The sequence below is a fragment of the Streptomyces sp. NPDC097595 genome (genome assembly GCF_044761525.1).
Classification (GTDB): domain Bacteria; phylum Actinomycetota; class Actinomycetes; order Streptomycetales; family Streptomycetaceae; genus Streptomyces; species Streptomyces drozdowiczii_A.
The window spans coordinates 12673-37470 of record NZ_JBIWCN010000022.1 but is presented as its reverse complement, the minus strand read 5'-3'; the positions used below and the strand labels follow the sequence as shown (position 1 = coordinate 37470).

Annotated in this window: 23 protein-coding genes and 1 tRNA gene; 8 read left to right on the top strand and 16 right to left on the bottom strand. The window is 72.3% G+C overall.

From position 1 onward, the window contains the following. Nucleotides 1–7: 7 nt before the first annotated feature. On the bottom strand, nucleotides 8–1849 hold the full coding sequence (locus tag ACIQZN_RS28810) for a hypothetical protein (protein ID WP_403999832.1): 1842 nt from the start codon (nucleotides 1847–1849) through the stop codon (nucleotides 8–10). Nucleotides 1850–2092: 243 nt separating this feature from the next. On the opposite strand from ACIQZN_RS28810, the gene ACIQZN_RS28805 reads away from it, so the two are divergent. Beyond that, nucleotides 2093–3256 (top strand): PP2C family protein-serine/threonine phosphatase, encoded by a 1164-nt coding sequence (locus tag ACIQZN_RS28805; RefSeq protein ID WP_403999830.1) that lies wholly within the window; start codon nucleotides 2093–2095, stop codon nucleotides 3254–3256. Here ACIQZN_RS28805 and ACIQZN_RS28800 read toward each other — a convergent pair. After that, nucleotides 3160–3744, bottom strand: a complete 585-nt coding sequence (locus ACIQZN_RS28800) for a hypothetical protein (protein WP_403999827.1) — start codon at nucleotides 3742–3744, stop codon at nucleotides 3160–3162. The two genes, ACIQZN_RS28805 and ACIQZN_RS28800, sit on opposite strands and share 97 nt — an antisense overlap. Nucleotides 3745–3895: 151 nt before the next feature. On the opposite strand from ACIQZN_RS28800, the gene ACIQZN_RS28795 reads away from it, so the two are divergent. After that, nucleotides 3896–4492 carry a TetR/AcrR family transcriptional regulator gene (locus ACIQZN_RS28795; RefSeq protein ID WP_403999824.1) on the top strand — a complete coding sequence of 199 codons (597 nt, stop codon included), beginning with the start codon at nucleotides 3896–3898 and terminating at the stop codon, nucleotides 4490–4492. Between the two features lie 83 nt (nucleotides 4493–4575). Here the strand turns inward: ACIQZN_RS28795 and ACIQZN_RS28790 are convergent. The 7 genes from ACIQZN_RS28790 to galU all read right to left on the bottom strand — a co-directional run bounded on the left by ACIQZN_RS28790 (nucleotide 4576) and on the right by galU (nucleotide 9994). Next, a tRNA-Ala gene (locus ACIQZN_RS28790) sits at nucleotides 4576–4649 on the bottom strand. 97 nt (nucleotides 4650–4746) lie between these two features. Beyond that, nucleotides 4747–5865, bottom strand: a complete 1119-nt coding sequence (glpR, locus tag ACIQZN_RS28785; protein WP_403999821.1) for a gephyrin-like molybdotransferase receptor GlpR — start codon at nucleotides 5863–5865, stop codon at nucleotides 4747–4749. A 135-nt stretch (nucleotides 5866–6000) separates the two neighbouring features. Beyond that, nucleotides 6001–6624 (bottom strand): GNAT family N-acetyltransferase, encoded by a 624-nt coding sequence (locus ACIQZN_RS28780; protein WP_403999818.1) that lies wholly within the window; start codon nucleotides 6622–6624, stop codon nucleotides 6001–6003. Nucleotides 6625–6641: 17 nt separating this feature from the next. Further along, nucleotides 6642–7157 (bottom strand): molybdenum cofactor biosynthesis protein B, encoded by a 516-nt coding sequence (locus tag ACIQZN_RS28775; RefSeq protein ID WP_403999815.1) that lies wholly within the window; start codon nucleotides 7155–7157, stop codon nucleotides 6642–6644. Next, complete coding sequence (moaC, locus tag ACIQZN_RS28770) at nucleotides 7154–7654, bottom strand: cyclic pyranopterin monophosphate synthase MoaC (protein WP_403999812.1); 501 nt, start codon at nucleotides 7652–7654, stop codon at nucleotides 7154–7156. The genes ACIQZN_RS28775 and moaC overlap by 4 nt, the downstream gene beginning before the upstream one ends. Before the next feature lie 122 nt (nucleotides 7655–7776). Further along, nucleotides 7777–9087, bottom strand: a complete 1311-nt coding sequence (glp, locus tag ACIQZN_RS28765) for a gephyrin-like molybdotransferase Glp (protein WP_403999809.1) — start codon at nucleotides 9085–9087, stop codon at nucleotides 7777–7779. A gap of 4 nt (nucleotides 9088–9091) precedes the next feature. Then, on the bottom strand, nucleotides 9092–9994 hold the full coding sequence (galU, locus tag ACIQZN_RS28760; RefSeq protein ID WP_403999806.1) for a UTP--glucose-1-phosphate uridylyltransferase GalU: 903 nt from the start codon (nucleotides 9992–9994) through the stop codon (nucleotides 9092–9094). Nucleotides 9995–10089: 95 nt separating this feature from the next. Between galU and ACIQZN_RS28755 the strand changes: the two genes are divergently transcribed. Further along, on the top strand, nucleotides 10090–10686 hold the full coding sequence (locus ACIQZN_RS28755) for a 5-formyltetrahydrofolate cyclo-ligase (protein ID WP_403999803.1): 597 nt from the start codon (nucleotides 10090–10092) through the stop codon (nucleotides 10684–10686). A 26-nt stretch (nucleotides 10687–10712) separates the two neighbouring features. Here the strand turns inward: ACIQZN_RS28755 and ACIQZN_RS28750 are convergent, their stop codons facing one another. Continuing rightward, entirely contained in the window at nucleotides 10713–13466 is a 2754-nt protein-coding gene (locus tag ACIQZN_RS28750) for a penicillin acylase family protein (RefSeq protein ID WP_403999800.1), read from the bottom strand. A gap of 243 nt (nucleotides 13467–13709) precedes the next feature. Between ACIQZN_RS28750 and ACIQZN_RS28745 the strand changes: the two genes are divergently transcribed. From ACIQZN_RS28745 to ACIQZN_RS28725, 5 genes are all read left to right on the top strand, one after another. Continuing rightward, nucleotides 13710–15293, top strand: coding sequence for a potassium/proton antiporter (locus tag ACIQZN_RS28745; RefSeq protein ID WP_404000094.1), 1584 nt, complete (start codon nucleotides 13710–13712; stop codon nucleotides 15291–15293). 315 nt (nucleotides 15294–15608) lie between these two features. Further along, on the top strand, nucleotides 15609–16892 hold the full coding sequence (locus ACIQZN_RS28740) for an MFS transporter (RefSeq protein WP_403999797.1): 1284 nt from the start codon (nucleotides 15609–15611) through the stop codon (nucleotides 16890–16892). Between the two features lie 67 nt (nucleotides 16893–16959). Next, on the top strand, nucleotides 16960–17304 hold the full coding sequence (locus tag ACIQZN_RS28735) for an FmdB family zinc ribbon protein (protein ID WP_403999795.1): 345 nt from the start codon (nucleotides 16960–16962) through the stop codon (nucleotides 17302–17304). Nucleotides 17305–17413: 109 nt separating this feature from the next. Then, nucleotides 17414–18247, top strand: a complete 834-nt coding sequence (locus ACIQZN_RS28730) for an S-methyl-5'-thioadenosine phosphorylase (RefSeq protein ID WP_391265425.1) — start codon at nucleotides 17414–17416, stop codon at nucleotides 18245–18247. Between the two features lie 233 nt (nucleotides 18248–18480). Further along, nucleotides 18481–19062 carry a hypothetical protein gene (locus ACIQZN_RS28725; RefSeq protein WP_403999791.1) on the top strand — a complete coding sequence of 194 codons (582 nt, stop codon included), beginning with the start codon at nucleotides 18481–18483 and terminating at the stop codon, nucleotides 19060–19062. 55 nt (nucleotides 19063–19117) lie between these two features. Here the strand turns inward: ACIQZN_RS28725 and ACIQZN_RS28720 are convergent, their stop codons facing one another. The 6 genes from ACIQZN_RS28720 to ACIQZN_RS28695 are packed head-to-tail and all read right to left on the bottom strand — an operon-like array spanning nucleotide 19118 to nucleotide 24687. Next, nucleotides 19118–19327 (bottom strand): hypothetical protein, encoded by a 210-nt coding sequence (locus tag ACIQZN_RS28720; RefSeq protein WP_403999788.1) that lies wholly within the window; start codon nucleotides 19325–19327, stop codon nucleotides 19118–19120. Nucleotides 19328–19364: 37 nt separating this feature from the next. Beyond that, nucleotides 19365–19802 (bottom strand): hypothetical protein, encoded by a 438-nt coding sequence (locus ACIQZN_RS28715; RefSeq protein WP_403999785.1) that lies wholly within the window; start codon nucleotides 19800–19802, stop codon nucleotides 19365–19367. Then, nucleotides 19799–20608: a ubiquinol-cytochrome c reductase iron-sulfur subunit gene (locus tag ACIQZN_RS28710; protein ID WP_403999782.1), complete on the bottom strand. Its 810-nt coding sequence runs from the start codon at nucleotides 20606–20608 to the stop codon at nucleotides 19799–19801. The genes ACIQZN_RS28715 and ACIQZN_RS28710 overlap by 4 nt, the downstream gene beginning before the upstream one ends. Then, entirely contained in the window at nucleotides 20605–21207 is a 603-nt protein-coding gene (locus ACIQZN_RS28705; RefSeq protein ID WP_018104243.1) for a 4Fe-4S dicluster domain-containing protein, read from the bottom strand. The genes ACIQZN_RS28710 and ACIQZN_RS28705 overlap by 4 nt, the downstream gene beginning before the upstream one ends. Nucleotides 21208–21214: 7 nt before the next feature. After that, complete coding sequence (locus tag ACIQZN_RS28700; protein WP_403999779.1) at nucleotides 21215–23539, bottom strand: molybdopterin oxidoreductase family protein; 2325 nt, start codon at nucleotides 23537–23539, stop codon at nucleotides 21215–21217. Then, a complete protein-coding gene (locus ACIQZN_RS28695; protein WP_403999776.1) occupies nucleotides 23536–24687 on the bottom strand; it encodes an MFS transporter in 1152 nt (383 codons plus the stop codon). The genes ACIQZN_RS28700 and ACIQZN_RS28695 overlap by 4 nt, the downstream gene beginning before the upstream one ends. Nucleotides 24688–24798 lie beyond the last annotated feature (111 nt).

Here is a 24798-nt window from a genome sequence, read left to right as displayed (position 1 = left end):
CGCACGGTCAGCCGATATCGGCGCCGGCGCCGCGGCCGCGGTCCACGGCCGGCATCGGGCGTGGGATCTCGCCCGCACGCACCCGGCTCCGCCTGCGCGCCGCGGCCGGGGAAAGGCGTGTCGCCCCGGCGACCGCGACCGCCTCGGCGCCCTCCGCATCCATGGTCACGGGCGCCGCGCTCGGCTTTTCCGGAGCGGGACGGCTCGCCGTAGGGGACGAGGCGGGCGAAGGGGGCTCGGTCTCCGCGCCGGGAGACGAGCCCGCCGCGAGTTCGCCGAGACGGGTATCGGTGAGCGAGGCGGGAGCGTCCCCCCACCGTTCGGCGTACGCTTCCCGCAGCCCTTCGGGCACGGGCCGGATGCCCAGCTCCTCCGCCTGTGTGTCCGCCCGCTCCTCCAGTCGCCCGGCCCCCCGGCCGGCCACCGCGGCCATCGTGTGGTGCAGGTCGGCCCGGCCGTCGAGGACCAGGGCCTCATTGCGCCAGCGTTCGGCCTGGGCGGGATCCGCGCCGGGCAGATCGTCCCGTTCGTCTGCGAGCCTCTTGAGCCGGGCGGACTCGGTCGCTGCGTCGAAGGCCCGCTCGTAATGGCGGCGTGCCTCCTGGAGCGCCCGGGCCGCCTGCTCGGAGTACGTCGCGGCGGGACCGGTCGACTCGGTGCCGCCCAGCAGTTCCGCCACCGTCTCCGCCGGCGTGTCGCGCTCCAGGTCGAGACCGTGCCTGGCGAACAGCTCGTCCCGCAGCACCCCGGAGGTCCTCTGCTTGGCCGGACTCTGCGGCCACCTGTCCACCTGGTCCCACACACCCGCGACCTCGGAGGGGCGTGCCGTGGCCCACCACTCCTCCGTGCTCAGCTTGGCGCGGAGATCGGCTCCCTGGTACACGTGGCGGGGATCCTCGCCACGCATCTCGGCCGTGACGGCCTGAGCCTGTACGTTCAGTCTCTTCCACGTCTCGCGCAGCCCGGCCCGCTCCTCGCCGCCGTCCGCGAGCAGTCGGCCCGCCTCCTCCGTACGGATCATCTCCGCGAGAACCGCGTGATGGACCTCTTCGAGGCTCCCCGCCTCCGCCCCCGAGACGAGGCGCCGCTGTCGCCGCGTCTCCGCGTCGATCACCGCGTCCGCCCGGTCACCGGTGACCCGGGCCGTCGCGTCGCCCCCCGCGGGGCTCCCGTCGTTGGCGACGGTCTCGATCACGATGCCGCCGTCGGGTGTCCGCCCCTGGCCGTCGCACCACTGCCGCAGTTCGCGTGCGGCGGCGGCCTCCGTCTGCTCACCGGGTGCCGTACGCAACTCGCCCCGGTGCAGGATGTGTTCGGGATCGGCCGGGTCGCGGACGACGTACAGGGTGGAGGTCTCGCCCCAGAGTTCGGCGTCCTCGCGCGCTGTGCCGGCCTCCTCCCGCAGGGAGGGCGAGCCGAGGGCGAGCGCCTTGGACAGTTCGGGCACGTTGAGCTGCACGTCGGCCGGACTCAGCCCGTAGCGCTCTTGGAGCTGCCGGCGCAGGTGTTCGAGGGTCGCGGCCGCAGCAGGATCGGAGGGCGCCCACTCGGTGGCGGCCTGCCAGGCGCGCCCGATGTCACGGGGCTGGGGATCCTTCCAGAAGTCCTCGTCCCAGGCGCCCCTCAGTACGGGCTCGGCCCGCTGCCGGTCCTCCCAGACCGACCGGGCCGCCTCCTGCCTCTCGCGCTCCCACGTCCGCTGCCGGTGCCGCGAGACCTCCACGGCGACGATCTCCGCGATGGTCAGGGCCACGCGGACGCCCTCGGACCACAGATCGCCCGCGGCGCCGGTGATCTCGTTCGTGGTGCGCTCGTTCTCCTGCCCGTCCATCTCCCCCGGAGCGAACACCGTAATCCCCGATCATCCGGCCAACAGAGCTTGTGGCCGTGATCGTCCCACGCCCCGGGCGGCCACAGGCGGCAATCGGGCCACTCCCCGCAACGGCGACGGGCCTCGGCCGGGCATCCGTCGAGCACCGGCCGCCCCGCCCCGCCGGTGCGCGAGCGGGATGCCTGGGGCTGTCCAACAATGGCTGTGTCCGAGAAGGGAGGCGTCGCGGGATGCGTGCCGGGCGTGGCGAGAGGAGCGTCCGTGGCGGACGGTGACGGGCGGGACGACGCACCGGCCACGACGGGGCGAGGCACCAGGGCGGCGGTCCTGAGCACGGCCCTGCTGCTGTGCGTCCTGGTAGCGGTCCTGCAACTGACCACCCCGCCCTCCTCGCACATCGCCGCGGTCCTCGTCGCTGTGCCCGCCGTCATCTCGTTCGGGTTCGGGCCGCCGATGATCATCGGTTCGGCGGTGGTGGCGGCGGGGATCCGCTGGCTGCTCCTGCCCGCCGAGCCGCAGCGGATCGGCTCCGTGATCGGCACCACCGTGGTCATCTGCGTCATCGCCGCGCTGAGCTGCTTCGTGGTGCGGCGCGGGGAGCGGGAGTCCGCGCGGCTGCGGAAGGTGGTGTCCGTCGCCGAGACCGCGCAGCGGGCGGTGCTGCGCCCGCCGCCCGAGACGCTGGGCCACTTCCGTACGGCCGCGAGCTATCTGGCCGCCGCGCAGTACGCACGCATCGGGGGCGACCTCTACGCGGTGGCGGACACCGAGTTCGGGGTGCGCGCGCTGATCGGGGACGTACGCGGGAAAGGGCTCGGCGCCGTGTCCACCGCATCGACGGTCCTCGGCTCGTTTCACGAGGCGGCGTACGAGGAAGGCACCCTGGGCCGCCTGGCCGGGCGGCTCGACACCGGCCTGAACCGCTTCCTGCGCGACGACGAGGCGTTCGTCACCGCTCTCCTCATCCAGATCACGCCCGACGGCCGCGCGGAGGCGTACTCCTGCGGCCACCCGCCCTCACTCGTACTGCGCGACGGCACGGTCCGGGAGCTCCCGTCCGGCACCGGCCTCCCCCTGGGGCTGCGCGCCCTCGCGAGCGCCCCCGCCGACGCGGACGGCCCCCGGTCGGCCGGCACGCGGCTACGGCCCGGGGACACGCTCCTGCTGTACACCGACGGCATCGCGGAGACGCGCGACGAGACCGGGGCCTTCTACCCGCTCGCCGACCGCCTGACGGCCTACCAGCGCGCCCATTCCCCGCCGGTCGACCCGCAACACCTGCTCACCTGGTTGCAGGAGGACGCCCAGGACTACAGCTGCGCCGGCACCTACGACGACGCGGCGCTCCTCGCCCTCGCCTGGCCGCCGGAGCGCCCCAGCCTCAGCGCCGAGACGAGGAAGAAGACACCGCCCGGAACGGCGTAGCCGATCGCGCCGGTGAGCGCCGGGTCATCGGCGCCCGCCGACCCGACGAACGACGCCCCGGCCAGGACCGAGATGCCACCGCTGAGGATCATCGGCCACTGGCCGCCCATCGAGCGGCGCGGAACGGCCACGACCAGCTGCACCAGTCCCGCGACGACCGCCCACGCCCCCCACACCCGCAGCACCGCCGGAATCCCGGAGGCGGCGGCGATCCCGACCCCGGCCGCCGCGGCGAGGCTGACCGCCATGTTGACGTGGAGCAGCGCCGGCGAGCGGGTGGCGCGGGACGCCCGGGCGTCCACGACGGCGGCGCCCACGTCGAACAGCGGATAGAGCACGAGCAGCGCGGCCACGACCGGGCTGATCCCGTCGGCCGTCGCGAACATCACGAGGGCCCAGAGGATGGCGAACGCGGCGCGGACGAAGTACAGCCGCCGCAGCGCGGAAGCCGTGTTCGTGATGCCCGACGGGGCGGCAACGGTGCTCATGACGAACCTTTCGACGAGAGTACGGGGAACGCGGACACGACGGCCTGACGGCCACCTCGCGCGAGAACGAACGTTCTGTTCATCAGGTTGGCAAGGGGGCGCACTCCTGTCAAGACCGAACGTTCTACCTCTCGCCCAGTAGGCTGGCGTCATGGCGCACAACGAACCCGAGAGCCGCCCGTCCGAAGCCCGGGACCGGCTCCTCAGCACGGCCACCCGGATCTTCTACTCGGAAGGCATCCATTCCGTAGGAGTGGACCGCATCGTCAAGGAAGCGCAGGTGACCCGGGCGACCTTCTACCGCCACTTCCCCAGCAAGGAGAACCTGGTCGTCGCCTACCTGACCGAGGCGGACCGCGCCCTGCGAGGCCAGGCCGAGGCGGCCATCGCCGCAGGGCTCCCCGCGCCCGACACGCTTCGCGCCATCGGCGCGTCCATCGCCCAGGCCATCGGGTCCCCCGGCTTCCGGGGCTGCGCCTTCCTCAACGCCGTCGCCGAGTATCCCGACCCCACGGACCCGGTGCACCAGGTCGTCCTCGCGCACCGCCAGTGGTTCCTGGACACGCTCACCGGGCTCCTGGGCGCGATCCGCGAGGAACCCGCCGACCGCGCGGCCCGCCACTTCGTCATGCTGCGCGACGGCGCGATGGCCGCCGGCTGCCTCTTCGACCCGGAGCTGGTGTCCGAGACCTTCCTCAACGGAGTGGAAGGCCTCCTCAAGGCCCAGGCGACGGCATCGTTCACCTGAGGACTCTCCGGGTCCGCGTCACAGCGGGCCCGGAACGACGAAATCCCGTCCAGCCAGAGGCTGGACGGGATTTCATGTGTCTGTGGACCTGTGGGGATTTGAACCCCAGACCCCCTCGATGCGAACGAGGTGCGCTACCAGACTGCGCCACAGGCCCTTGCGACGTGTGAAACTCTAGCACCCTCCGGGGGGTGCTCGGAAATCCGTTCCGCGCTGGTCAGCCGTGGCGTGGCTCACGGCCGTCCGACGCCGCGTCACTCATTGGCCGCGCGGGGGCGGTCGCCGTCCTCGTACTGATCGAAGAGCGGGGTGCGGCCCCGGTCGCGGGAGCGGCGGGACTGCGGGGAGCGCTGGCGCGGTGCCGGGTCCACCGGGGGCGTCGCGGGGTCCGGCTGCGCCGGCTCGGCGGCGCTGGAGCGGGCCGCGCTCCAGGTCTCCGGGTTGCCGACCTCGACCCCGCCCGTGGCGCGCGGGGCGACGGGGGCGGTGACATAGGTGGGCAGCGGCACCGGGACCGGCTCCCAGCTGTCGCCCTGGACCCGGCCGCGCTCGCGCTGCTGGTCCACCCACTCCGCGTGGTCCGTCTGCTCGACCAGCGCGCGGCGGCCGGCCTCCTGCGGGGAGACCGTGGGCGTCGGCTCGGGGGCCGGGTGGCGCGGCTCCGAGTCCTCGTCCGTCTCGGCCGGGGCGGTGGGGGCGGGCTGGTGGCGGCGGGGGCGGTTCTCACGGAGCCGCTGGGCGGCCACCTCGGCGCGCCGCTGGTCCATCGTGAAGGCGAACCGCCGCCGCTCGTGCGCCCTCAGGTGCGCGATGTACGCGCTGAGGAGCACGGCCGGGACCGCGGGCGCCCACAGGAAGCGGAGCCCGCCGACGGCCGCGACGATCGCGCCGAGCGTGAAGGCGAGGAAGAGGACCACGGTGGTGCGCCGGCGGCGCGCGAGGACCTGGAGGCGCTGTGCGCGCCGGGCGCGTTCCGCGTCGATGCCGCCGGGGCGCGCGCGCCGGGCGGGGGCGGCGGGCTCGGCGCCGCGCCGCTTGCGGGGGGCGCGCTCCGGCGCGACGGCCGGCTCGTGCATCCGGGCCTCGGTGTGCGCCGGGGGCGCGGCGAAGGCCCGGACGTCGACGGAGTCCATTCGGTCCGTGCTCGTGTCCGGGTCGGCGTCGGGTGCCGCCTCGTCCTCGGTGCGCTCCTGCAGCCCCTTGGCATACCGGCGCTCCATCGCCGCCCGGCCGGACAGCAGCCGGATGGCGGTGCTGAAGCGCTCCGTCGGACGCTCTTCGTTCAGCTCGTCCTGCCTGCGGAGCCACATCGGCACCAAGTAGGCGGCCCAGGCCCCGACGATGACTGCGTAGATGAGGCCGCTGCTGCTCACATCTCACACCGTAGAGGGGTTTGCGCGGAGGGATCCGCCAATTGGCGCGGTGTGTCGCGCGATCCGGTCGATATCGCGGACTTTTTTATGAGGGCGCGCATCAGCCGATCGAGAGTAATTCGAACAAACTTTTTATTACGCGGGAGGTTCCGGCTGATCCGTACGGGGAGCCGGTCGCGAGCGGTGCCACCTCCGCATCAGCCCGTCCGGCACTTCCTCCGCCGTGAGCGCGTAGATCAGATGGTCGCGCCACGCCCCGTCGATGTGCAGATAACGCGGGCGCAGCCCCTCCTCGCGGAATCCGAGTTTCTCCACGACCCGCCGACTCGGCCCGTTCTCCGGCCGAATGCACACCTCGATGCGATGGAGCCCCACCACCTGGAAGCAGTGGTCGACGGCGAGCGCGACGGCGGTCGGCATCACCCCGCGCCCGGCCACCTCCCGGTCCACCCAGTAGCCGACGTGCCCCGAGCACATCGAGCCCCAGGTGATCCCGGCGACGGTCAGCTGCCCGACCAGCCGGCCCCGGTACTCGATGGCGAACGGCAGCATCCGGCCCGCGTTCGCCTCGGAGCGCAGATGGCGGATCATCTGGCGGTACGTGGGCCGATGGGCCACCGGTCCGCCGGGCGCGGGCGGCGGGACCGTCGCCTCCCAGGGGCGCAGCCAGTCCCGATTGCGCCGGTTGACCTCGCGCCAGTCCCGCTGGTCGCGCAGCTTGATGGGCCGGAGGGCGACATCGCCGTCCGCCAGGATCACCGGCCAGGTCGCGACGTTCAGCTCGGGCTCCCGGGTCGGGGGTGGTCGCCGCCGCGCAGCTGGTCCACGGCGTGCGCCAGGAGCCGTTCGAGGACGGCGAGCCCGTCGCGGACCCCGCCGGTCGAGCCCGGGAGGTTGACGATCAGGGTGCGGCCGGCCACGCCCGCCAGGCCGCGTGAGAGCGCGGCGGTGGGGACCTTGTCGCGGCCCTCGGCCCGGATCGCCTCGGGGATGCCGGGCACCTCGTGGTCCAGGACGCGGCGGGTGGCCTCGGGGGTGCGGTCGGTGGGCGAGATGCCCGTACCGCCGGTGGTGACGACCACGTCGTACGCGGACGCCACCGCGGTCCGCAGCGCCTGCTCGACCGGGTCGCCGTCGGGCACGACCCGCGGGCCGTCGACGGTGAAGCCGAGCCCCGTCAGCGCCTCGGCGATCAGGGGCCCGCCCTTGTCCGCGTAGACCCCGGCGGACGCGCGGTTCGAGGCGGTCACGACGAGGGCGCGGTACGGGGCCGGGGCGCCGGGGGCGCTCACGCGTCGGTCCCGGGGGCCTGGTCGCGTACGTAGTCGCCGGACTTGCCGCCCGACTTCGCCTCGACCCGGATGTCCGTGATGACCGCGGCCTTGTCGACCGCCTTGACCATGTCCACGACGGTGAGCGCGGCGACGGACACCGCGGTCAGGGCCTCCATCTCGACGCCCGTGCGGTCGGTGGTCTTCACCGTGGCGGTGATCTCCACGGCGTCGTCGGCCACGCTCAGCTCGACGCCGACCCCGGAGACGGCCAGCGGGTGGCAGAGGGGGATCAGGTCCGGGGTGCGCTTGGCGCCCATGATCCCGGCGATCCGCGCGGTGGCGAGGGCGTCGCCCTTGGGGACCCCCTCGCCCCGGAGCAGTTCGACGACACGCGGCGACACGAGGACCCGGCCGCTGGCCCGGGCGACGCGCGCGGTGACGTCCTTCCCGGAGACGTCGACCATGCGGGCGGCCCCCGCCTCGTCGATGTGCGTCAGCCTGTTCTGCGTACTCAACTCACTCCGCCTAGCGGTATGGGCGCCGGATTCCCCGGGCCGCACCGGGGCGCGGGTGCGGGGGCCGGGGGATGTCCCCCGGACGGCACAGCGCCAGATACCGTACCGCCACCGGGGCGCGGTCAGCGGAGCAGGATCACCTCGGTGTCGCTGCCGGGTTCGGCGGAGGTGACGTCCTCGGGGAGCACGATGAGCGCGTCCGCCTGGGCGAGCGCGGCGATCAGATGCGAGCCGGAGCCGCCGACGGGCGTGACGGTGTCGGCCTCGGCGTCGTACGTCCCGCGCAGGAACTGGCGCTTCCCGGCCGGTGAGGACAGGGCCTTGTCCGTGACGAGCACGGCCTTCGACGTCGGGCGGTCGATCGCGGGCAGGCCCATCAGGGTGCGGATCGCGGGGCGGACGAACAGCTCGAAGGAGACGTAGCTGGAGACCGGGTTCCCGGGGAGGGCGAGCAGCGGGGTGTGGTCGGGGCCGATGGAGCCGAAGCCCTGCGGTTTGCCCGGCTGCATGGCGAGCTTCCGGAAGTCGACGCCGCCGCCCGGCCCGTCCTCGTCGCCGACGGAGGACAGGGCCTCCTTCACCACGTCGTACGCGCCGACGCTGACGCCGCCGGTGGTGACGAGGAGGTCGGCGCGGATGAGCTGGTCCTCGATGGTGGCGCGCAGGGTCTCGGCGTCGTCGGCGACGGCACCGACGCGGTAGGCGATGGCCCCGGCGTCCCGGGCGGCGGCGGTGAGGGCGAAGCTGTTGGAGTCGTAGATCTGCCCGCCGGTCAGTTCGCCGCCGGGCTGCACGAGTTCGCTGCCGGTGGACAGGACGACGACGCGGGGGCGGGGCCGCACCTTGACGGTGGAGCGGCCGATCGCGGCGAGCAGGCCGATCTGGGGCGGTCCGATCACCGTGCCCGCCTTGAGTGCGAGGTCGCCGGGGCGCACATCGCTGCCCCGCTCGCGGACGTGGGCGCGGGCCCCGGCGGGGCGGTGGACGCGGACCTCTCCGCCGGCGCCCTCGGGGGCGTCGCTGTGGGCGCGCATCGCGGCGGCGGGGCCCTCGCCCGTACCGCCGTCGGTCCACTCGACGGGGACGACCGCCTCGGCGCCCTCCGGGAGCGGGGCGCCGGTCATGATGCGGGCGGCCTCGCCCGCGCCGACGCGCCGGCCGGGGCCGAGGCCGTCGTCGCCGGCGGCGACGTCCCCGATGACGGTGAGGACGGCGGGGAACTCCTCGGTGGCGCCCTCGACATCGGCGACGCGGACGGCGTAACCGTCCATCGAGCTGTTGTCGAAGGGCGGCAGGGCGATCTCCACCACGACGTCCTCGACCAGGACGCAGCCCTGGGCCTCGGGCAGTTGCAGCTCGATGGGTTCGAGCGGCTTCACCGCGGCGAGGATGTCTTCCAGGTGCTCGTCCACCGACCAGATCGTGCTGCTCAACGTGCTACATCTCCTCGGTGACGTACCGGCGGAGCCAACTGCGGAACTCCGGTCCCAGATCATCACGTTCGCACGCGAGTCTGACAATGGCACGCAGATAGTCGCTGCGGTCGCCGGTGTCGTAGCGGCGGCCCTTGAAGACGACGCCGTGCACGGGGCCGCCGGCCTTCTCGTCCTCGGCGAGCAGTTGCAGGGCGTCGGTCAGCTGGATCTCGTTGCCCCGCCCCGGCTCGGTCCGGCGCAGTATCTCGAACACCGCGGGGTCCAGGACGTACCGGCCGATGATCGCGAGGTTGCTGGGCGCGTCGGCGGGCTCCGGCTTCTCGACCAGGCCGGTGACGCGTACGACGTCCGCCTCGGCGGTGGGCTCGAAGGCCGCGCAGCCGTACTGGTGGATCATCGCGGGCGGGACCTCCAGGAGCGCGATGACGCTGCCGCCCTCGCGCTCCTGGATCTCGGTCATCCGGGTCAGCAGCGGGTCGCGGGGGTCGATGAGGTCGTCGCCCAGGAGCACCGCGAACGGCTCGTCGCCGACGTGCGGGGCGGCGCACAGGACGGCATGACCCAGGCCGCGGGGGTCGCCCTGGCGGACGTAGTGCATGGTGGCGAGGTCGGTGGACTCGCGGACCTTGCGCAGCCGGTCGGCGTCGCCCTTGCGGGTCAGGGCGCCCTCCAGCTCGTAGTTCCGGTCGAAGTGGTCCTCCAGGGGACGCTTGTTGCGACCGGTGACCATCAGTACGTCGTGGAGTCCGGCGGCCACCGCTTCCTCGACGACGTACTGGATGGCAGGCTTGTCGACGACAGGCAGCATCTCCTTGGGAGTGGCCTTGGTGGCCGGAAGGAAGCGGGTCCCGAGGCCCGCCGCCGGAATGACGGCCTTGCTGATCCTGGGGTTCGACTGGGTCATGCGCTGAACCTTAACGGGGCCACATGGGCGGAAGATGAGGCTCCGGTTAACTTTGTCCTCATATAGCCCTGCCTGAGAGGCCGGTAGGTACCCCCATGAACACCGATATGTCCGCAAAGGCCGAGCTGCGGCGTGAACTGCTGGCCACGCGCCGCCTCCTGACGGATCAGGACGCCGCACGGGCCGCCTCGGTCCTCGCCCGGCACGCGCTCGGACTGCCGGAGCTGAGCGGGGCCCGTACCGTCGCCGCGTACGTCTCGGTGGGGCGCGAACCGGGCACCCGCGCGCTCCTGGACGCGCTGCGCGCGCGGGGCGTACGCGTGCTGCTGCCGGTGCTCCTCGCCGACAACGACCTGGACTGGGCACCGTACGAGGGCGCGGAAGGGCTCGCGAAAGCGGGGCGCGGGCTGCTCGAACCCACCGGCGAGCGGCTGGGCCCCGACGCCGTCCTGGAGGCGGACGCGGTGCTGCTGCCCGGCCTCGCGGTGGACGCGCGCGGCATGCGCCTGGGGCGCGGCGGCGGCAGCTACGACCGGGTGCTGGCGCGTCTGACGGCCGCCGGGGCCACCCCCGCGCTCATCGTCCTGCTGTACGCGAACGAGGTGACCGCACAGGTGCCGGCGGAGCCGCACGACTTCCCCGTGAACGCGGTGGTCACACCAGAAGGCCCCCGGCGCTTCGGCGTGAGCTGAAGCACCGGGGGCCCTCGGGGGCGCGCTTACGGTTTCAGGGTCAGCGTGTCCGTCGTCGTCCCGGCCACCGCGTTCGTGCCGTAGGCCCAGGGCAGCAGTTCACCGTTGACCCACTTGTCGGTCTGGTCGGTGTAGTGCGCGGCGAAGGCGTGCCCGGAGGCTCCGGTGAGGTTGATCCAGCGGGACTTGTCCCAGTCCCCCACGTTGACGACCATCCGCATCGACGGCACCCAGACCACCTCGTAGCCGCCGGCCGCGTTCCAGCCGGTGGCGTCCACCGCGGCCTCGCCGCCGCCGAGGTTCCAGGGGCCCCGGTTCAGGAGCCGCTGGAGGAGTCCGGGGCCCTCGGTGCCCAGGGTCTGGTTCTTCAGGGTCAGCTGGTGCAGCCGGCCCCAGTTCCAGGTGGTGATGTCCTTGCCCAGCTTGGCCGTCAGCTCCCAGCGCGCGTCCTCCATGGCGCGGGCGAACAGCTGGTCGCGGGTCTCGGTCGCGTCGTCCTTGCGGCTCTTGGGCGACTTCCACCACTTGCTGTCCGGCTTGTCCATGAGGTTGGCGACGACCTGGTACCAACGGTCACCGCCGTCCGGCTGCGCGGAGTCCGGGGCGCGCTGGCCGCATTCGCGTACCAGCCGGTCCTGCTCGTCGGCCGGGCCCGAGTTCTTCGGCGGCGGCACGTTCAGGCACTCGCCCTCGACGCGCATCTCCTTGGGCAGCTTGTCGCCGAAGGCGAGCTTGAGGATGTTGCGCCAGACGCCGTTGAAGTACGCGGCGGCGGCCGAGTCGGCCTCCTGGGTGTAGTCCCAGCCCTCCAGCAGCTTCTGCGCCTGGCGGACGTCCTTGTCGGCGATGTTGATCTTCAGCAGCTCGGGCACCAGCAGCGCGGCGATCTCGCTGGTGTTGTCCATCTGCATCTTCTGCATGTCTTCGGTCGAGATCTTGCCGCCGCCCTTGATCTTCGACTGGATGAGGTCGTTGATCCGCTGGCTGCGGCTGCCGTAGCCCCAGTCCTTGGTGAGCAGGTACGGGTACGTGTCCTCGTCGATCACGGCCTGGTTGGCGGTGACGATGTAGCCGCGCTTCGGGTTGTACTCGTAGGGCAGCTCGGCGAACGGGATCGGGTCCTTCTTCCAGCCGTACGCCGAGGACCAGCCGGGGCTGGGCGTCGTGCCGTCGCCCTGCTTGCGGACCGGGATCTTGCCGGGCGCCTGGTAGCCGATGTTGCCCTTGGTGTCGGCGTAGATGAGGTTCTGCGAGGGAACCTCGAAGTGCTCGGACGCCTTGCGGAAGCTCGTGAAGTCCTTGGCGCGGTTCAGCTCGAACACGGCGTCCATGGAGTGGCCGGGCTCCAGCGCGGTCCACTTCAGGGCGACGGCGTAACCGTCGGCGCGGTCCGGTGCCGAGTTGGTGACGGGGGCCTTCTGGCCGACCTTCTCCAGCTCGCTGCTGCGGTCGGAGACCAGCGGGCCGTTGTTGGTCTCGCGGACGGTGATGTGCCGGTCCTTGCCGCCCGCGACCTTGATGGTCTCCTCGCGGGTGGTGAAGGGCTTGGTCTTACCGTCGTACAGGTAGCCGTCGCCGGAGACCTTCTCCAGGAAGAGGTCGGTGACGTCGGCGCCGAGGTTGGTGAAGCCCCAGGCGACGTCCTGGTTGTGGCCGATGATCACACCGGGCATGCCGGAGAAGGTGTACCCGGCGGTGTCGTACTTGCAGGTTTCGGAGACCTGCCGGCAGTGAAGGCCCATCTGGTACCAGAGGGACGGCAGCATCGGCGCGAGGTGCGGGTCGTTGGCGAGCAGCGGCTTGTTGGTCGTCGTGTACTTGCCGGAGACCACCCAGGAGTTCGAGCCGATGCCGGTGCCGTTGGGCCCGAGCAGCGCGGGGATCTCGTCCAGGGTGTCGGAGAGCGCGCCGAGCTGCGTGTTCAGGCCCTGGGTCGCGTCCGCCACGGTGTTCGCGCCGCTCGCGCCGGTGTCGGTCGCCTTCGGGTCGAACGTGCCGGTGGCCGAGGAGATGGCGCCCTCGGTGACGATCGGCTCGTGCTTGTCGTACGGGTAGTCGGGGTAGAGCTGCTTGATCTCGTCCGTGTCGAGCCGGCTCGTCATCAGCGAGCGGTCGATCTCGTCCTGCATGTTGCCGCGCAGGTCCCAGGCCATGGCCTTCAGCCAGGCGACCGAGTCGACCGGGGTCCACCGGGACGGCTTGTAGTCGTTGGTGAGGCCGAGCGCGGCGTACTCGACGGAGATGTCCTTGCCGTCGCGCCCCTTGAGGTAGGCGTTCACGCCGTCCGCGTACGCCTGGAGGTTCTTCTTGGTCTCGGCGGAGAGCACGGTGTCGTACTCCTCCTGCGCGACCTTGCGCCAGCCCAGCGTCCGCAGGAAGGAGTCCGTCTCGACCTGTCCGGAGCCGAACATCTCGGAGAGCCGGCCGGCCGTCAGGTGACGGCGTACGTCCATCTCCCAGAAGCGGTCCTGCGCCTGTACGAAGCCCTGGGCGCGGAACAGGTCGGCGTCCGAGTCCGCGTAGATCTGCGGGATGCCGTAGCCGTCGCGCTTGACGTCGACGTTGCCGGAGAGGCCGTCGATGTGGATGGTCCCGTTGGTCTGCGGGTACGAGGCGCGCACGGTGGACACGGACCAGTACGTTCCGTAACCGATGCCCGCGACGAGCGCCAGCACCAGGACGATCAAGAGCAGGCGGGCGCGGCGCCCCTTCTTCTTCTTGCGCGGCCCGCCACCGGCGGTACCGGTGGATCCGGAAGAGGCGGTTGTTGTGGCGGGCATCGCTGTCCTTCGAGGGCAGGGCGGTCCTGGGAGTGCAGGAGCAACCATAGGCGCAGCGCGTCACCCACTCGGACGCGGTATCAGGATGGCTCGAATTGCGTAGCGATCGTACGAATACTCGAACGCATCAAGAAAACGTTAAAGATTAGGTAAGGTAACGAAGTACCGGCCGCCGGAAGACGATCCGGCAGGCGTACGCAGGGAAAGGACCGGCCACTGACTGTCCACACGCTCAACGAACTCCTGCTCGTCTGCTCACTCGTCCTGCTCGTCGCCGTCGTGGCGGTCCGCATCTCGTCCCGCAGCGGGCTCCCCAGCCTGCTCCTGTACCTCGGCATCGGCATCGCCCTGGGCCAGGACGGCTTCTTCGACGTCAAGTTCGACAACGCGGAACTGACGCAGGTCATCGGCTACGCGGCGCTCGTCGTGATCCTCGCCGAGGGCGGACTCGGCACGAAGTGGAAAGAGGTCAGACCGGCGCTCCCGGCTGCCGTGATGCTGTCGCTCGTCGGCGTCGGCATCAGCGTGGGCGTGACCGCGGCCGGGGCGCACTACCTGGTCGGCCTGGAGTGGCGGCAGGCGCTCATCATCGGCGCGGTCGTCTCGTCGACGGACGCCGCCGCGGTCTTCTCCGTGCTGCGCAAGGTCCCGCTGCCCGCCCGCGTCACCGGTGTCCTGGAGGCCGAATCCGGCTTCAACGACGCCCCCGTGGTGATCCTCGTCGTCGCCTTCTCGACCATCGGCGAGGTCGAGAGCTGGTACGTACTGATCGGCGAGATAGCCCTGGAGTTGGCCATCGGCGCCGCCGTCGGCATCGCCGTGGGCTGGCTCGGCGCGTACGGGCTGCGCCATGTGGCGCTCCCCGCCTCCGGCCTCTACCCGATCGCCGTCATGGCCATCGCGGTCTCCGCGTACGCGGCCGGCGCCATGCTGCACGGCAGCGGGTTCCTCGCCGTCTACCTGGCCTCGATGATCCTCGGCAACGCCAAGCTGCCGCACTGGCCGGCGACCCGGGGCTTCGCCGACGGGCTCGGCTGGCTCGCCCAGATCGGCATGTTCGTCCTGCTCGGTCTGCTGGTCACCCCGCACGACCTGCTGGACGACTTCTGGCCCGCCGTCGTCGTGGGCCTGGTCCTGACCGTCGTGGCACGGCCGCTGGAAGTCTTCATCTCCCTGCTGCCGTTCCGATTGCCCTGGCAGGAGAAGGCCCTCATGTCCTGGGCCGGGCTGCGCGGCGCCGTACCCATCATTCTGGCGACCATTCCCATGGTGTCCGGGATCGACGGCTCCACCAGGGTCTTCAACATCGTCTTCGTCCTGGTGATCGTCTACACCCTCATCCAGGGCCCGACCCTCCCCTGGCTCGCCAAGGCCCTCAACATCAAGGACGACCCGTCCGACGCCGCCGACCTGGGCATCGAATCGGCGCCCCTGGAACGGCTGCGCGGGCACCTGCTGTCGGTGGCCATCCCCGCCGAGTCGAAGATGCACGGCGTCGAGGTCGGGGAGCTCCGCATGCCCGCCGGCGCCGCGGTCACCCTCGTGGTGCGCGACGACAAGAGCTTCGTACCCGCCCCGTCCACGGTGCTCAGGCGCGGCGACGAACTGCTCGTCGTCGCCACCGACCCGGTGCGCGACGCGGCCGAGGCACGGCTGCGCGCGGTCGCCGAGGGCGGCAAGCTGGCCGGCTGGCTCGGGACGCCCGGCGGTCAGCCGGGGGGAATGGAGTCCCCGGTGCCGCAGGTGGCCGGGGCGCTGAAGGCGGTCAAGAAGCTCGGCGGCAAGGCCGACGAGGGCAAGAAGCGCAACGCGAAGGCACATCACTGAGCACACACAGTGTTCACAGGCGGCGAGGGGCGGGGCGCACACAATCACAGGGCCCCCGCCCTTCCTGCCTGTAGCATGAAGGAAACCCAGAACCACCGATTGATCGACCAACTCTGCCTGACGCAGAGCTGGCGCGACCGTATGGCGGTCGTGGCGTCCTCCGTACCGGCTGTGCCCCGCACACCGGCCGCGAGCGCCCGGCATCTACCGCAGTTCCGCGCGAAGAGGACAGCTCTCGGCAGCCCCGACCGGGCCCGCACCCCTGTGCCGGCCGCCCCGGGGGCACGGCCACCAGGCGGCAGAAAGGCAAGGACCGTGGCGTCCACGGTCTCCGAACGCCCCGGATACGGGCAGTTGCTGCGCACCCCCGGGGCGTGGACGTTCGTCCTTCCCGGCTTCGCCGCACGGCAACCCTTCGCGATGCTGACCATCGGCATCGTGCTGCTGGTCCAGCACACCACCGGCTCGTACGGGAGCGCAGGCGCCGTCGCGGCCGTCACCGGGGTCTCCATGGCCCTGTTCGCGCCGCAGACCGGCAAGCTCGCCGACCGGTTCGGCCAGCGGGCCGTGCTGCTGCCCGGCGTCCTGGTCCACGCCGCCTCCGTCTCGCTCCTGGTGACGCTCGCCCTGGCGGACGCGCCCCTGTGGGCCCTGTTCGCCGCGGCCGTCCCGACCGGCGCGTCCGTCCCGCAGATCGGCCCCATGGTGCGGGCCCGCTGGGCGGCGATGCTCGGCGCGGCACCGGGCCGCGAGGCGTCCCCGCTGCTGGCGACGGCCGCCGCGTTCGAGTCGGTGACGGACGAGTTCACCTTCGTCATCGGCCCGGTCATCGCCACCGCGCTCTGCACGGGCGTGCACCCGGCGGCCGGCCTGATCGCGGAGGCCGCGCTCACCCTGTTCGGCGGGCTGCTCTTCGCCGCGCGGCGCGCCACGCAGCCGCCGGTCCGCGACCGCGCCCTGCCCGGCGCCGAGCGGCACGCCTCGGCCCTGTCGATCCCCGGCGTGCGCGTGCTGGCGGTCGCCTTCCTCGGCATCGGCTCGGTCTTCGGCGGCATGCAGGTCTCGCTGACCGCGTTCGCCGAGGAGATCGGCAACCCGGGCTCCAACGGTGTGCTGTACGGGATCTTCGCCGCCGGCAACATGCTCGCCGGGGTCGCCTGCGGGGCCATCGCCTGGAAGTCCGGCCCCCGCCGCCGCCTGCTCGTCGGCTACACGGCGCTGGCGCTGACCGCGTCGGGCCTGTGGGCCGTGCACTCGGCGCCGCTGCTCGCCGGACTCGGCCTGCTGGTCGGGCTCTGCATCGCTCCGGCCCTGATCAGCGGCTACACGCTGGTCGAGGCGCTGGTGCCGGGCTCGGCGCGGACCGAGGCGTTCACCTGGCTGACGGGCGCGGTCGCGCTGGGCCAGGCCGCCGCGGTGACGGTGGCCGGCCGGCTGGCGGACGGGCACGGCGCGAGCGCCGGTTTCCTGGTCCCGCTGGTGGGTACGGTGCTGGCCCTCGCGACCCTGCTGACGCTGCGTTCGAGGCTCCTGCCAGCCGGTGTGGGGCGGACCGTGGCGCGTGGTATCGGTCACCGCGGGCCGGTCACGGTGGACTGATCCAGCGGAATACGTCACTATGGAGCGTCGTTAGCACTCATCGAGTCAGAGTGCCAGGAGGAACAAAGTGCCGACCTACCAGTACCAGTGCACCGAGTGTGGCGAGGGCCTCGAAGCGGTGCAGAAGTTCACCGATGACGCCCTCACGGTGTGCCCGAACTGCGACGGACGCCTGAAGAAGGTGTTCTCGGCGGTCGGCATCGTCTTCAAGGGTTCCGGCTTCTACCGGAACGACAGCCGCGGCTCCTCGTCGAGCAGCACGCCGGCTTCCTCCGCCTCGAAGACCTCCGGTTCCGGTTCGTCCACTTCTTCGACGTCCTCGGACTCGAAGCCCTCGGCCGCCCCGGCGTCCACGTCGTCGGCCTCCTCGTCGTCTTCCTCTTCCTCGACGAGCGGTTCGTCGGCCGCCTGAGCGACCGGCTCCACAGTTCTTACGAAGACCCCGCCGACCTGTTCGGCGGGGTCTTCGCGCGCCCGCGCCCGCCGGAGGGGGCTGTGCGGACACGGCCTAGGGTGACCGCATGGCGAACGCAGAGATCGGCGTGATCGGCGGCTCGGGGCTGTACTCCTTCCTGGAGGACGTCACCGAGGTCCGCGTGGAAACCCCTTACGGAGACCCCAGCGACTCCGTCTTCATCGGCGAGACCGGCGGCCGCCGGGTGGCCTTCCTCCCCCGGCACGGCCGGGGCCACCACGTGCCCCCGCACCGCATCAACTACCGCGCCAACCTGTGGGCGCTGCGCTCGGTCGGCGTACGCCAGGTGCTGGGCCCGTGCGCGGTGGGCGGCCTGCGCCCGGAGTACGGGCCGGGCACACTGATCGTGCCGGACCAGCTGGTGGACCGTACGAAGACCCGGGTGCAGACCTATTACGACGGTGAGACCCGGGCCGACGGGGTCCAGCCGAACGTGGTGCACCTGGGCTTCGCCGACCCGTACTGCCCCGAGGGCCGCAAGGTGGCGCTGGCCGCCGCGCGGGGCCGGGACTGGGAGGCGGTGGACGGCGGCACGCTGGTGGTGGTCGAGGGCCCCCGCTTCTCGACCCGCGCCGAATCGCGCTGGCACGCGGCGATGGGCTGGTCCGTCGTCGGCATGACCGGGCACCCCGAGGCCGTGCTCGCCCGCGAACTGGGCCTCTGCTACACGACGATGACCCTGGTCACGGACCTGGACGCGGGCGCGGAGGCCGGCGAGGGCGTCTCCCACGAGGAGGTGCTGAAGGTCTTCGCCGCCAATGTGGACCGGCTGCGCTCGGTCCTCTTCGACGCGGTGGCGGGGCTGCCGGCGACGGAGGACCGGGGGTGCGCGTGCGGGCACGCGCTGGACGGGATCGAGACGGGGATCGCGCTGCCCTAGGTCCTGTTGCCGCTGTTGTAGGGCCTGTTCCCGCTGCTGTAGGGCCTGTTGCCGCTGCTGTAGGTCCTGTTCCCGCCTGCGGGTGACGGAGTTATCCACATCCAGTGGGCGGTCCACAGGCTCCGGCGGGAATCGGGCGGCTGGTGGATCGTGGGGGTTGTCCGGCGGCCGGGACCTCGGGGTTCCGGCGGCCGGGCCTGCCCCATCGGCCCCTGACGCAGGCGGTGTTCGCGATGCGCTCGTCCGGTTCCCACTCCGTCCCCCAGCACCCTTCCACCGCTCCGTACGCGGGCGGGCCACCGGGACCGCTGCCCGCTCCCCCGCCGTGCGGGGTGCCCGCGTTCCCGCCGCTGCGGGTGCGCGTGGGTGCCGGTCAGCGACTGCGCCGTGCGATGTGGCGGCAGCGCCGGTCGATGGCGGCGGGCCTGGCCCTGACGGCGGCCGCGCTGGCCGTCTCCGGGCTGGCCGGGGGCGGTGGCGGCGGGCACGGCGGTGATACGGCGCGGGCGGCGGCCCGGGAGCGGGCTTCGCCTCCGGTACGCCTGGTGTCGGCGCCGGTACGGATCGCGGACGCGGAGACCGTGCGGCTGCTGCGGCCGGGCGACCGGGTGGACGTGGTCGCGTCAGGGGGTCCCGGGGCTGCGGAGGAGGCCCGGGTGGTGGCCAGGGGCGCGCGCGTGGAGCGGGTGCCGTCGGCGGAGGCCGGGGGCCTGGCGGGCGAGGGGGCGCTGATCGTCCTCGCGGTGCCCCGGGCGACGGCGGCGGGCCTCGCGGGGGCAGGGATCTCCGGCGGATTCGCGGTGGTCCTGTGCTGAGGCGGGCGGCGCGGGCCGTACGAAGGTGGGCCCGGGCCCCGGAGGGATCCTGGCGTCAGATGTGGTGCGGGGGCTTCTCGTCGAGGAAGCGAGCCAGGTCCGCGGCGCTGCCGCCGGACGGGGCCCGCTCGCCCCACCCCTGGTCCGTGTCGTCCGCGGACTGCTGGTCCAGCGGATCGTCGAAGATCAGCGTCGGCTTCGGCCTCGGCCGGTCCGGCGTGGTGGGCTTCGCGTCTCGCGGTGCGGGGGCTGGGGCGGTACTCATGCCTCCAGGGTACGGCCGCCCCGCCCCGGCAGGCCGGTCAGCGGTCCTTGGGGTCGAGCAGCCAGAGCCCGAGGACGACGAGGAACGACAGGCAGAGGAAGCCTGCGCCCCACCACGCGGTGCCGGAGTTGCCCTCCATCCACTCGTCCACGATGACCGTCAGGCCCCAGAGCTGCCCGATGACGACGGACATGGCCAGCACGAGGCGGGCGGTGAGCTTGGAGGACCGCTCGGGCTCCTGGTCGGTGCCGGCACCGGGTCCGGGCCCGGTGTGGCGGACGCGGGGGTCGCCGTAGCCACTGGTGGGCCGGATCTGCGGGTAGCGCTCGTGGACGGGCCGGTTGAGCTCGGCCCGCGCGCTGCCGGGGTGGTACTCGGGGTACTGCGGGCCGGGGTGCCGCGGGGGGCCGGGGGTCTGCGGGTCGGGGGCGGGCTGCGGGCCCGGGGCCCCGGGGGGCCGGTGGTCGTCGCTCATGACGGGCTCCCGGGGGTGTCGGACGCGCCGGCCGCGGTGCGCGTACGGGACGGGCCGGGGGCGACCGGGCCCGGAGCCACCGTGCGGGCGGTTCCGCCGGGGGCGGCGGGGGCCTCGGCGCCGTCGCGGACGCCGGGGCAGCCGAGGCGGGAGGCCAGGTCGGGGCGGTCCTCGCCGAACTGGCGGCACAGCCCGTGCTCGATGCTCTCGCCGGAGCGGGTGGTGCCGACGGCCCAGATGCTGCCGTCGGTCTCCTCGGTGAGCACGACCTTGGGCAGCCCCCGGGGCGGCGGTCCGGCGGTGACCTCACCGCTGCGGGCGTCGAAGACCCCCTCGTGGCAGGGGCAGTACAGCTCGCCCTCGGTGCCCCGGTCCTTGCGCCAGAGGACCCCGCAGGCGAGGTGGGTGCAGATGGCGGAGTAGCCGACCAGGGTGCCGTCGTTGAGCCGGACGGCGACCGCACGGTCCTCCTCGTCGGGGTAGTCGAAGGCGATGGACTCGCCGGGAAGGAGTTGGGCGGCGATCTTCTTGGGGGCGGGGGCCTTGCCGTCGTCGGGGTCGCCGTGGCGGGGCAGGATGCCGCCGGCGACGCCGAGACCGCCGATGGCGAGCCCGCCGGACACGGTGGCGACGATGCGCAGGTAGTCGCGCCGGGTGGTGAGGGCGTCGGCGGCGATCCGGTCGTGCAGGGCCTCGCGCGGGTCGCCGGAGGCCGGCTGTCCGGGGGCGCCGGGCGGGGTGCTGCCGGGGTCGCGGGGCGGGGGCTGCCTCGGGTCGCCGGGGGGCGGGTAGTCGGTCTCGGTCACCGTCGGACGTCCTTCCCGTTGATCTCCACGACGGGCAGGCCGCCGGGGACCGGCCACTGGACCCGGTCGGCGGGCACGACCATCGCGACGCCGGTGCGGACCTCGCTCTCGCCGAAGACGAAGGAGTCGGCGACCTGGACACCGGGGCGCTCGGCCTGGAGCTCCTCGGCGGTTCCGTAGAAGAGCGCTCCGGTCGGGCAGACGGTGGCGCACATGGGGGCGAGGCCGTAGGCGGTGCGGTCGTAGCAGAGGTTGCACTTCATCTGCAGCTTCGCCTGGAGGTCGATCTTCGGTACGCCGAAGGGACAGGCGTTGACGCAGTTGGCGCAGCCGATGCAGCGGGTGGTGTCGGCCTGCTGCACGACGCCGTCGGCGGTCACCAGGATCGCGTCGGCGGGGCACACCTCGGCGCACGGGGCGACGGGGTCCTCGCAGTGCATGCAGACGGTGGGAAGGGAGGCGACGGACTGGCCCTCGTCGGTGTAGTCGAGGTGGATCATGGACTTGCCGCGGTGCGAGTCGCATTCGCGGCAGGCGGAGACGCACGCCTGGCAGCCGATGCAGCGGCCCGGGTCGATGAAGATCGTTCGGCCCATCATGCGGGCATCAGCTCCTCTCCGAAGTGCCGCGGCCCTGCGGGGAGGTGGGCGGCAGCGGGTCGGTGCGGGAGACCTGGGTCTCCGGGTACGCGACGTGTCCGGGGGCGACCGGGGGCGAGGGGACGTCGTCGATCCGCTCGGCGTGCTCGATGCGGCAGGCGCACACCTTGTACTCGGGGATCTTCGAGCGGGGGTCGAGGGCGTCGATGGTGAGCGCGTTGGCGGCGGTGGGGACCGGCCAGTGGTACGGGATGAAGACGGTGTCGGGGCGGATCGCCTCGGTGACCAGGGCGGGGAAGACCTCGCTGCCGCGCCGGGTGACGACGCGGACCGGTTCGCCGTTGCGGAAGCCGTGGGAGGGGTGGACCTCGGCCCAGGGGCGGGGGGTCTGCTCGACCAGGCCGCCGAGCCTGCGGGTCTGGTTGCCGGAGAGGAAGTGGGCGACGGTGCGCCCGGTGGTGAGCGTCATGGGGTGCTCGTCGTCGTACGGGTCCATCGGCGGGTGCCACTCGACGACCTGGAGGTGGATCTTGCCGTCGGGGTGGTAGGTCCTGCCGTCCTCGAAGAGCCGGGGGGTTCCGGGGTGGTCGGTGGACGGGCAGGGCCAGGCGATGCCTCCGGTCTCCTCCAGCCGTTCGTAGGTGATGCCGTAGTAGTCGTTGACGGTGCCGGCGGAGGCGATCCGCAGCTCGTCGAAGACCTGGCGGGAGTTGTCGAAGGCGAACTTGTCGCCGGCGCCGAGCCGGCGGGCGAGTTCGCACATGACCCAGGTGTCCGTCCGGACTCCTGGGGGCGGGTCCTGGGCCTTGTTGTGCTTGACCACCCGGGCCTCGGCGTTGGCCATGACGCCGTCGTCCTCGGCCCAGGTGGTGACGGGGAAGACGACGTGCGCGTTGGCGGCGGTCTCGGAAAGGAAGAAGTCGAATTGGGCGTGGAACTCTGTGGCGTCGTACCCCTCCTTGACCACCTTGTAGTTGGGCAGGGAGACGAAGGGGTTGTTGCAGATACCGATCAGGCCGCGGATCTCGCGGCGCTGCATCTGCCAGACCATTTCCATCATCGAGGTTCCGGCGGGCGGGAGTTCGGACTCCTCGATGCCCCAGATCTCGCAGATCTGCCGGCGGTGGTCCGCGTTGTTGATGGAGCGTCCGCCGGGGAGGAGGTCGGACTTCTGGCCGTGCTCGCGGCCGCCCTGCCCGTTGCCCTGGCCGGTGAGGGTGCCGTAGCCGGCGCCGGGCTTGCCGATGTGGCCGGTGGCGGTGCAGAGGTTGATCACGGTGAGGCAGTTCTCGACGCCCTGCGAGTGGTGTTCGATGCCCCGGGCGTGCCAGGCCATGGCCTTGGGGGCGCGGGCGAAGGTGCGGGCGACCTGGACGATCTGTTCGGCGGGGATGCCGCAGATCTCGGCGGCGCGGGACGGCGGGTATGCGGCGACCTTGGCCTTGACCTCCTCCCAGCCGGTGGCGTGGGCGGCGAGGTACGCCTCGTCGGTGAGGCCCTCCGCGATGACGACGTTCAGCACGGAGTTGAAGAACGCCGAGTCGGTGCCGGGCTTGAGGGCGACGTGGATGTCGGCGGTCCGGGCGATGGCCGTCTCGCGGGGGTCGATCACGATGAGGCTGGCGCCCCGGTCCCGGGCTCCCCACACGTACTGGGTCATGACGGGGAAGCACTCGCCGACGTTGGAGCCGGCGATGAGCAGGCAGTCGGTGAGGAGGATGTCGGAGAAGGGGTTGCCCGCCCGGTCGATGTTGAAGGCGAGCTTGTTGGCGCCGGCCGCGCTGACCATGCAGAGCCGGCCGTTGTAGTCGACGTGCCGGGTCTTGAGGGCGACCCGGGCGAACTTGCCGACCAGGTAGGTCTTCTCGGAGAACAGGCTCGCTCCGCCGAGCAGCCCGAAGGCGTCGTTCCCGTACGTCTTCTGGATGCGGCGGATCTCGGCGACGGTGAAGTCGAGCGCCTCGTCCCAGGAGACCTCGCGGAAGTCCTCGTCGCGGGAGCGGCGCATCAGGGGGGCGGTGAGCCGGTCGGGGTGGTTGATCTGCTGGTAGGCGTTGATGCCCTTCGGGCACAGGCGCATGCGGTTGATGTCGTGGTTGCGGGGTTCGACGCCGAAGACCTTGCCGCCGCGGTCGACGCGCAGATACATGCCGCACTGGACGCCGCAGAAGCAGCAGTGGGTGGGGACGAGGGTCTCGCCGTTCTGGTCGGCGTGCCACCGGTCGGCGGGGATGCCGCCCGCGTCGCGGAAGGCGCGGGTGCCCGGCGGGGCGAGGGAGGGATCGATGGGAACGACCGCATGCGGTTCGGGCGTTCGCGAGTCCGCGGTCACTTGAAACCCTTCTTCACCTGGGAGAGATAGGCACTGCCTCGCAGCACCCGCTTGCAGCGCGGGCAGTATTCGGCCCACTCGTCGAAGCCGAGGCTGAGGTCGCGCATGGTGCCGCGAAGGTTGTCGACGTAGGGGGTGGTGTCGATGGGTTCCTCGCAGCGGCGGCAGGCGAAGACCTCTTCGTCCTGCCGGCCGGTGTACTTGAACAGCTGCATGCCGACGGCGGCGGGGCGCTGGACGATGTGGAAGAACTTCCCGAACGGGATGTAGATGAGGGTGAAGACCACCGCGACCATGTGGAGGATCGCCAGGAACTCGTAGCCGCCGCCGTGCAGGAAGATCGAGGAGAACGTGAGCAGCAGCCCGGTCACCGAGATGACGATGAGTGCGATCAGCGGCACCAGGTCGTAGGCGAACCGCTGGCCGGTGATGGCCCCGCGGTCCTTCATCCGCCGCCACAGGAAGTAGGAGGCGCCGGGGATGACGAGGACGGCGGCGATGTCCAGGCCGTGGAACATCAGCCAGCCGAGGAAGTTCAGGGAGTCGAAGCCGAGGATCTTGAAGCCCCAGATACGCATCTCGTAGCCGGGTCCGGTGCTGGTGCCCGAGGTGAAGGTGAACCAGCCCCAGGTCAGCGGGAAGGTGATCAGCGCGGCGAGGATGCATCCCCAGAAGATCAGCTGGTGGGCGGCCCAGCGGGCGTGCGAGCGGGCGCCGAGGAACTTCTGGAAGCCGAGGTAGGTGGCGATCATCTTCGGCAGCGCGGTGGGCGCGCGGCGGAAGTTGTCCATCGAGAAGAGGCTCCCCCAGCCCTTCTTGAACAGCCGCTTGGCGCCGGGCGCGGAGACCCAGACGGTGTACCGGTACGCGACGCCGAAGGCCAGGAACACCGTGGCGACGGCGTACGGCAGCAGCGCGGAGTCGAAGTGCTCCAGGAACCGGCTGCCGAGCACGATGGCCACGACGAGCAGAAGGGAGACGATGACGCCCGCCGCGGTCGCCCGCGCGGTGACGGACCGGGGAACGAGCCCCCCGGCCCGCCCGGACCCGCCCGGCGCCGGCACGCTGCCGCCCGCGTCGACGGTCCCGGTACGACCCCCGGGGGCGGGCTGCGCGGCTGCGCCTGCGGCTTCAGGTGGCTCGGTCACGGTGCCACGGTAGGGCGGCGTGGGGCGGTTGGTCCTGTTTTGCGGGGCCAGGGGGTGAGCGCGTCGCGGGGCCCACGGCGATACGTTGTCCGCCCACGCGCGCCCCGAAGG